A 7523-nucleotide genomic window follows, 5' to 3' on the forward strand; every position below is an offset into this window, starting at 1 on the left:
CGAATTTGCTTCGGCTTTAATTTGGTTGCGTTAATTGTGTCAACAGAACCTAAAACTCTATGTTTCTTATGTACCATTAACCAAGCTCATTGACTTGACGTGGAATCGTATATCGAATCCCCCGTCTACGTAAATTAAGTTTAAGCCAAATACTTCAATCTCGTATTTTTAAGCATTTCACCGACTTTTAAAACACGCCCTAGTTAAGATAAAGTCTTAAACAATGAATCGGGAATCATTTGAGAAATAAATTAAATTCTTTTAAAATCTTGCCATAGGCTGCACTATCCTAACCTCTACCGTGCCCACTGCAAACTGCTCTTTAAAATATGCGGTGCTTGAGCAGCAACAGCTTCGCTGGTCGCTCTTCTTAAAGCAATTGGAGTTTAGTAACCAGTATTTATTGATTGGTTTGTCGGTTGGGTGCGTTACATGAACGGTGCAGCTAGGGCAATTTGAGTTCGGGGACGGTCGACTGCTCCGAGGAGAAATTGTTAACGATCCCAATCATCCGCCACAGACAACCTCGAACTCTAACCAACAACCTCTCGTCGGTCGGCGTGCATTGAGGTTGTTAGCCAGGAGGATATATACACATTTACTTTTCAGTGAGATTTAGGATCTCAGCTGGAATATTTCACCGCGAATAGTATTTTCGTGTAAGAAAGTTGAGACAGATGCTGGATTCATTGGTATACGAATCTCCTTAACTTGTGTATGAATTTCTTGCACCTTACTCAGCTTAAGTTGAAGCAGAGTAACTATTTATTATGCTGCCTTTGCTTCCAATGAGCGGACGAAATCATCCGTGTTCATCTGTTTGCCGAAATGATGAACAACGGCATCGAGAACGTGAGCCTGTTGGGCTTGATTGAAGGCCGCACACGCATCGGACAGTACAACCACTTCGTAGCCCTGGTCATGGCCTTGCCGCAAGGTGGATTCGATGCATACGTGTAATGCGAAACCCGCAAGATATATGTGGTTTACCCGTTGATTGCGAAGATAAACGTCAAGGTTCGATCCTGCAAAGGCGCTACCGCCCGTCCGCCCTTGAACCACAAACTCGCCTGCACTTGGAGTGAACGGCTCGACAAACCGGCTGCCCTGGCCGGCGGCTAGGAACGTTCCTGCCTCTTGGATGGTGCTCTGAAGACCAGCACGCGGCTTGCCCAACTCCGGATAATTCTCTTGAAAGCCTAAGCCGCAGTGTATGACGCGAAAGTTCGCTTCTCTGGCCGCTGCAAGCGCCCTTTTCGCGTTATCCTTTGCACCCTGCAAGAGATACCGATCCTCCATGAGTTTATTCAGCTTTCCATCGTCTGCCAGCCACTCCTGTTGGAACTCGATCAGGATGAGTGCTCGATCGGTCTTTTCCATCATGAAACTCCTTCGGTTGGGTGGTGAGTTGTGGCGGCATCACTATTTATTATACGGAAACTTTCTGTAGATCTAACCTATAGGTCATGATATCCAAAATTATTCTGTATATTTACCCTATGTAGGGTTTTATTTCGAATTTTTCTGGATATTATCCTTTATTGGTACATTATCCAGAAATTTCCTAGTTATCATACTTCGTTCTTAGCTGCACTACCTTAATTTCTAGCGTACCTACCGCATATTGTTTATTAAGATATACGATCGCCTTATCCAAACTACAATAACTAGGTAGATGAGCAAAATTATCGCTGTTGCCAATCAAAAGGGAGGTACTGGGAAAACCACTACTTCTGTCCATCTTGCTTACTGGCTCTCTCAACGAGGTCGGGTTTTGGTTGTAGATGCCGATGCCCAACAAATTAGCGGGACTTAAACAAAAATCAAGCCCAAACAAAGCCCAAACTCGCTTTATAAGCTGTGAATAGGTCAGGATTTTGGTTGAGCCATCGAACGAAACCAAAAGACATAGCAGTACGAAACGCTTCTAATGCTTCAGGAAAAGTCTTAATTTCTTTATTAGCCCAGCGTCTTCTTAACCCACCAGTTAGCTTGTGCCAAAGGATAAAAATGTAAGCACAAAAGACAAGGATTAAATGTCTATCTAAGCTTCTTTTACCTCTTGTTTGATATTCTTTTAGCCCTAACCAACCTTTGGCTTCACGATAGAAAACTTCTTTTCTAAATTTAGAATTACTTCACTAACAGCCTCTTTGGGTAACGACCGTGCTAAATCATCTAATCTTATGTCTTCTCTATCCTCTAATTGATTAAGAAGTTTTACCTTTCTATTTTTGGCTAATCCTCCAATATATTTTAACTTTCTCTTCTCTAATTCCTTCAACAAGGTTGTATTGTTACCATATACAGATGAGTTGTAACAACAACATTGCCATTATCTGTTTTCCCGATTTCTCCAATATACTGACGACCTACTCCCGCAGTGAAATTGCGCACCGCCCGCGCTGAGGTTTCCTCAGCGTATAGGACGGAGCAAGCACCCACTTTTTCTATGACCACTATCATCAACAATTAAGCTAAAACCGCTACAAATTCTAGTCTGATGACACTTGTTCATTACTTGTAAACGTCGCTCATTAACCATGTCTGATGACCAAGGTGCTTCGGTTAAAAAGTGATGTAAGCGGTGATATGTCAGCAATTCTCATTTTAAAAATTCCCAGAGAAAAATAGATGAGAAATGAACGTTTGTTAGCAAATAACTTTCGCTAACAAAAACCACTCTGATTAAGATTCGGGTGAATTAGATTAAAGTAAAAGGCATTAAATTCTCACAGAGTAGCAACATGGGTCTAGCAATAGGAATGCCTGAATTACTATCGATGCTGAGTGCCGAGTTAAATAATCTTCCCGAGGAACGAAAACCAAGCAATAATACTAAATATACGGTTGAAGAAGCTCACTTAAGTGCATTTTCTGTATTTTTTATGCAATCTCCTTCTTTTTTAGACCATCAACGTTTGATGAAAAGTCAGAAAGGGAAAAATAATGCCCAGAGTTTGTTTGGCATCGAGAACATCCCCTGTGATCCTCAGATTCGCACCCTGCTCAATTTGGTGCCAGCTTCGACGGTATTTGGCGTTTTTCGCTCAGTCTATAATGGTTTGTCCAAGACAGGGAACCTATCGCCCTATCGTTGCTTCGGTGGAGGATTTTTGCTGACACTTGATGGAACTGAATATTTCTCCTCCAAGAAGATTCACTGTTGTCATTGTTGCCATCGGACTCATAAAAACGGCAGTACTACCTATTTTCATGCTGCGGTTACTCCGGTACTGGTGGCTCCAGGACGACCACAGCTCATCAGTTTAGAACCAGAATTCATCACTTCCCAAGATGGTCATGATAAACAAGACTGGGAGAACGCTGCCGCTAAGCGTTGGATTGCTGCTCATCCCCGCGACCCAGAAGACCTCCCTGTAACTTTACTTGGGGATGACCTCTACTGCAATCAACCCATCTGTGAAACGGCTTTGGCTCATGGTTATCATTTTATCTTTGTCTGTAAGCGTACATCTCATTCAGAACTTTATGAGTGGGTGGATTACCTCGAACGAGTCGGGGAGGTGAAAACTCTAACCCAGTTGGAGATTCGAGGACGAAAATGTTTGTCTTACTACTACCGCTTTGTGAATAAAATTCCCCTCAGAGCTACCCAACCAGCCCTGGACGTAAACTGGTGTGAGGTAACGGTTACAGATACCAGCGACGAGAAAACCTTGTATTACAATGCCTTTGCTACTTGCCATGAAATCGAGCGACAGAATGCGATCGAGATTGTCACTGCTGCTCGTGCGCGCTCGAAGCTCGAAAATGAAGGGAATAATATTCTCAAAACTAAAGGCTATCATCTCGAACACAACTTGGGTCACGGTGAAAACCACCAGGCGGAACTTCTATTCTGCCTTAATTGGTTAGCTTATCTCTTCCACACCAGTTGGGATTTAGTCCACATCACTTATCGTGCCGTTCGCTCGATGTTAGTTACTCGCCAAACTTTCTTCAATGATGTTCGGGCACTAACCAGATATTTATGGTTTGAGAGTTGGCAGACTTTGTGGGAGTTTATGCTGAGGGAGGGAAAAGCAACTGACAGGGTTAATTCTAGCTAAATTTCGCGACTGTTGAACCAGAACCAATTCGCGCCCTTTATAGCTCTACAGAGTAATAGGTAGTCGTTCCAAGTATTACTCGGCTTTTTCATGGCTCAAAATGAACTTCCTCGGAAATGATGGCTGCTTCTAAGCTTACTTTGGCTCACAATTAATTAACTCTTCGCTTTGTGCGCAAAAATTTTTCGCGCACAAGTTCCTGTTTCTCATTTTTCATTCTGTATTTTCTTTCGTTCAGGTTTCAAAATGAGAATTGCTGTAAATCACCCCCAAAGATTGCCAAAGCGGCGGCGCTGACTGCCGAGAGCGCTCGCCAACAAATACCCCGACAATTTCGCGGCTCTCGGCATCAATAGCCAACCAGATCCATTGCTTGTTCTTCTTGGAACCCAGAAATGACCACATCTCGTCTAATTGAATCGTCAGCCTACCTCTTTTTTTTGGGTAACGTTAACAGTCCTAGGGATTTGATAAAATTTCTGATTGACGTACATTTGTAACCAACGTTGAGCAACACCTGAGACTCTGGCGATCGCTGCCAACGATAGGCGTTCGAGTAGCAGCTTGTCAATCAACTGGCGAGTTGCCTCCTCAATCGGTTGACGGCTAGCATTCTCGACAAATTGTCGTCCACCTGACGGGGAGACAACCGCTAAAAACTAGAGACAGCAAGAGAGAAAGCGCGTTTAGTCACCTTCCCAAAATATGAGTCTAGGAAGTACGTATAAATACAAAGAGTTACAGAGAACCAGGCAAATACTTAAATCATCTTGAGCAAGATGAAGGGTCGATTTAAAAATCAGGAAAAATAATTGTCTGATAAATTAAACAGACAATTATTCAAGAAAATGTTGCCCCAATTCTATCTAGATTATCTCAAAACTTATCTCCCTGATTCAGAATTATTAACCTTACAAATTCTAGTGTGGTTACTACAAGTTCACCGTCAAGTTAGAATCGAAAGATTGGCTTCGAGCTTTCCATATCCAATTAACGGTACTTAAACAATTTAAACAGACAAAATAAGATAGAATACCTTTGCTGATTAACTTTAACATTATTCTAAAGCCCGATCGCACTTACTTTATGAAAGAAACTACTCCCGCAGCCATGCCTCCCTGTTTCGATAGATGAGATGGTGTCAAAAGTTTGATGATTTACTGAGAACTAAAGCGCAAAAAAGGGAATTCAGACATTATTTAGGAGGATTATTAGGGGAAAGTGAGCGAAAAAATGTATCTCAAATGGCTAAAGACGCAGTAGAGGTCACATACCACAAATTACACCATTTCTTAACTGAAGCAACTTGGTCAGCGAACAAGATAAATGAACGTCGCTTAGAAGTGATGAACAAGTGTAATCAAACGAGAATCAGTAAGGGATTTAGTCTAATTGTTGATGACTCTGGGCATAGAAAAAGTGGTAACTTTACCGCAGCAGTAGGTCGTCAATATATTGGGGAAATTGGGAAAACAGATAATGGCAATGTTGTAGTAACAACTCATCTATATGATGGCCAAAAAAGCTTACCTTTAGACATAGAACTATATCAACATGGTAATTCGTTGCCCGAAGGAAAGAAAGACAGAGAATTCAAGAAAAAACCCACCTTAGCCTTAGAATTAATCGATAAAAGTTTGAAGAGGGGATATCGACCAGGACTAGTATTAATAGATTCGTCCTATGGTAACAACACAACTGTTTTACTCGAACTGGAAAAAAAGAAATTAAAGTATATAGGAGGAATCGCTAAAAATCGTAATATTTTGGTTAAAACTCCATCAAATCAATTAGAAAAAATCAGAGTAGATGAATATGCTCAATGGTTATCTGATGAGGAATTTAAGGAGATTCAAATCCAGGGTGAAAAACCTAGAACCGTCTGGGTAGCAATAATAGAAGCAGAAATATCAAGGCTAGAAGGAATCAGAAAAATAGCTATCGTCATGAGTGCACCAATCTTTGAAGATGCTGAAGATATTGACTACTTACTCACAAATGTTGAGGGAGAAATAGTAACCGAGCAATGGATAGTTCAAACTTATGCTCAGAGAAACTGGATAGAAGTTTTCTATCGAGAAGCCAAGGGATGGTTAGGATTAAAAGAGTATCAAGTTAGAGATAAGAAGAGTTTGGAAAGACATTTTATTCTAGTTTTTTGTGCCTATACTTTTATCCTTTGGCATAAGCTTACTGGAGGTTTAAGAAGACGTTGGGCGAACAAACCTTTGGAGACATTTCCTGAAGCATTAGAAGCTTTTCGTACAGGTATATCTTATCGTTTTGTCCAATGGTTGAACCAAAATCGCGACGTATTCGTAGCTTATAAAGCTAGTTTGGGCTTTGTTTGGGCTTGATTTTTGTTTAAGTACCGTTAAGTGTGAAACTAGAAGAAAGAAAATACAAAGGTTTCTAGTTTTACCGCGATTAAGCTTACCATTACTTTGGTTTCCCTTAATTAAAAAAATAATTAATAGTCAATTCAAAACAGGCGATCGCTTAATAATAACTATCGATAGAACACAGTGGAAAGCCAATAATATTTTAATGGTAAGTGTAATTTGGAAAAAGCGGGCATTACCAAGATACTGGCTGCTGTTATCTAAGAAAGGTAGTAGTAATTTTTATGAGCAGGTAGCTGTTATTAGACCCGTATTACGTTTAATGAAAGAATATCATTTAGTAGTTATTGGCGATCGAGAATATAGGAGTACGGCATTTGCCCTGTGGTTAACCAAGAAAAAAATACACTTCGTTTTTAGATTGAACAAAAATACTAAAATTAAGCTCAGATACCAACAATATCAATCTCTAGATTCTTTGTGTATTAATCCAGGAACACGAGTTTTGTACTCTAAAGTTTTAGTAACACAAGAAAATAAAATAGACAGATTTAACGTCGTAGTTTACTGGAACAGAAAGTACGATAATAAACAATTACCTGCTCCTTGGTATCTGCTCACCAACCTCGAAAATAAACAGGAAGTGTAAGGATTCAGGTATCAGGGTTGACAAAAAGGAAAAAGAGATTAAAGTAGCCAATAATGAGCGAAGCTAATCACCCCTTCAAAGCCGAAGAACTGCGCCAGTTGTCCAATGAGAAACTGGCAGAAATCGTGACTACCCAACAAAAGCTGATTGAGAAGCTAGAAAAAAGAATAGAACAACTGGAACAGAGCCTCAACCTCGACAGCCAAACCTCATCGAAACCCCCTTCAACTGACTTGCTGAAAAAAAGCGAGAGAAAACCAGAAGTAGGGTTGGAAGAAGCCAAAAAAGAGACAAAAAGAAAACCAGGAGGACAACCAGGACATCAAGGGAAGACGAGAAAAGGATTTGGGCGTGTAGACCGCTACGAAGTATTGAAACCGACCATCTGCTCCAACTGTGGAAATCAACAATGGAAGACTAAGGGGGTACGAGTAGATACTCAACAGGTAGCCCAGTTGG

At 40.8% G+C, this 7523-nt stretch carries 5 protein-coding genes and 4 pseudogenes; 6 read left to right on the top strand and 3 right to left on the bottom strand.

Annotated elements, in window-relative coordinates; genetic code table 11:
• Nucleotides 1–768: 768 nt before the first annotated feature.
• The gene (locus ACLFKQ_RS03100) at nt 769–1383 is read right to left on the bottom strand and encodes a cysteine hydrolase (protein WP_448998432.1); all 615 of its coding nucleotides are present in this window, start codon (nt 1381–1383) and stop codon (nt 769–771) included.
• Nucleotides 1384–1675: 292 nt separating this feature from the next.
• Between ACLFKQ_RS03100 and ACLFKQ_RS03105 the strand changes: the two are divergent.
• A pseudogene (locus ACLFKQ_RS03105) lies at nt 1676–1810 on the top strand (ParA family protein); the annotation flags it as partial.
• 13 nt (nt 1811–1823) lie between these two features.
• Here ACLFKQ_RS03105 and ACLFKQ_RS03110 read toward each other — a convergent pair.
• A pseudogene (locus tag ACLFKQ_RS03110) lies at nt 1824–2599 on the bottom strand (transposase); the annotation flags it as partial.
• 148 nt (nt 2600–2747) lie between these two features.
• Between ACLFKQ_RS03110 and ACLFKQ_RS03115 the strand changes: the two are divergent.
• Nucleotides 2748–4073, top strand: coding sequence for an ISNCY family transposase (locus ACLFKQ_RS03115; protein WP_448998433.1), 1326 nt, complete (start codon nt 2748–2750; stop codon nt 4071–4073).
• Between the two features lie 258 nt (nt 4074–4331).
• Here the strand turns inward: ACLFKQ_RS03115 and ACLFKQ_RS03120 are convergent.
• A pseudogene (locus ACLFKQ_RS03120) lies at nt 4332–4705 on the bottom strand (IS1 family transposase); the annotation flags it as partial.
• A gap of 180 nt (nt 4706–4885) precedes the next feature.
• Between ACLFKQ_RS03120 and ACLFKQ_RS03125 the strand changes: the two are divergent.
• The 4 genes and pseudogenes from ACLFKQ_RS03125 to ACLFKQ_RS03140 all read left to right on the top strand — a co-directional run.
• Nucleotides 4886–5077 carry a hypothetical protein gene (locus tag ACLFKQ_RS03125; RefSeq protein WP_448998434.1) on the top strand — a complete coding sequence of 64 codons (192 nt, stop codon included), beginning with the start codon at nt 4886–4888 and terminating at the stop codon, nt 5075–5077.
• Between the two features lie 82 nt (nt 5078–5159).
• Nucleotides 5160–6430, top strand: a pseudogene (locus tag ACLFKQ_RS03130) (IS701 family transposase).
• 190 nt (nt 6431–6620) lie between these two features.
• Nucleotides 6621–7064 carry a transposase gene (locus ACLFKQ_RS03135; RefSeq protein ID WP_448998435.1) on the top strand — a complete coding sequence of 148 codons (444 nt, stop codon included), beginning with the start codon at nt 6621–6623 and terminating at the stop codon, nt 7062–7064.
• A gap of 53 nt (nt 7065–7117) precedes the next feature.
• Nucleotides 7118–7523: DUF6444 domain-containing protein (locus ACLFKQ_RS03140; protein WP_448998436.1), on the top strand; the 406-nt coding region annotated here is incomplete at its 3' end.

This window comes from Myxosarcina sp. GI1(2024) (genome assembly GCF_053543375.1).

Bases quoted from the DNA above. Each gene is read 5' to 3' on its own strand.
- ACLFKQ_RS03100 (WP_448998432.1), bottom strand. From the start codon at position 1,383: ATGATGGAAAAGACCGATCGAGCACTCATCCTGATCGAGTTCCAACAG.
- ACLFKQ_RS03135 (WP_448998435.1), top strand. From the start codon at position 6,621: ATGGTAAGTGTAATTTGGAAAAAGCGGGCATTACCAAGATACTGGCTG.
- ACLFKQ_RS03115 (WP_448998433.1), top strand. From the start codon at position 2,748: ATGGGTCTAGCAATAGGAATGCCTGAATTACTATCGATGCTGAGTGCC.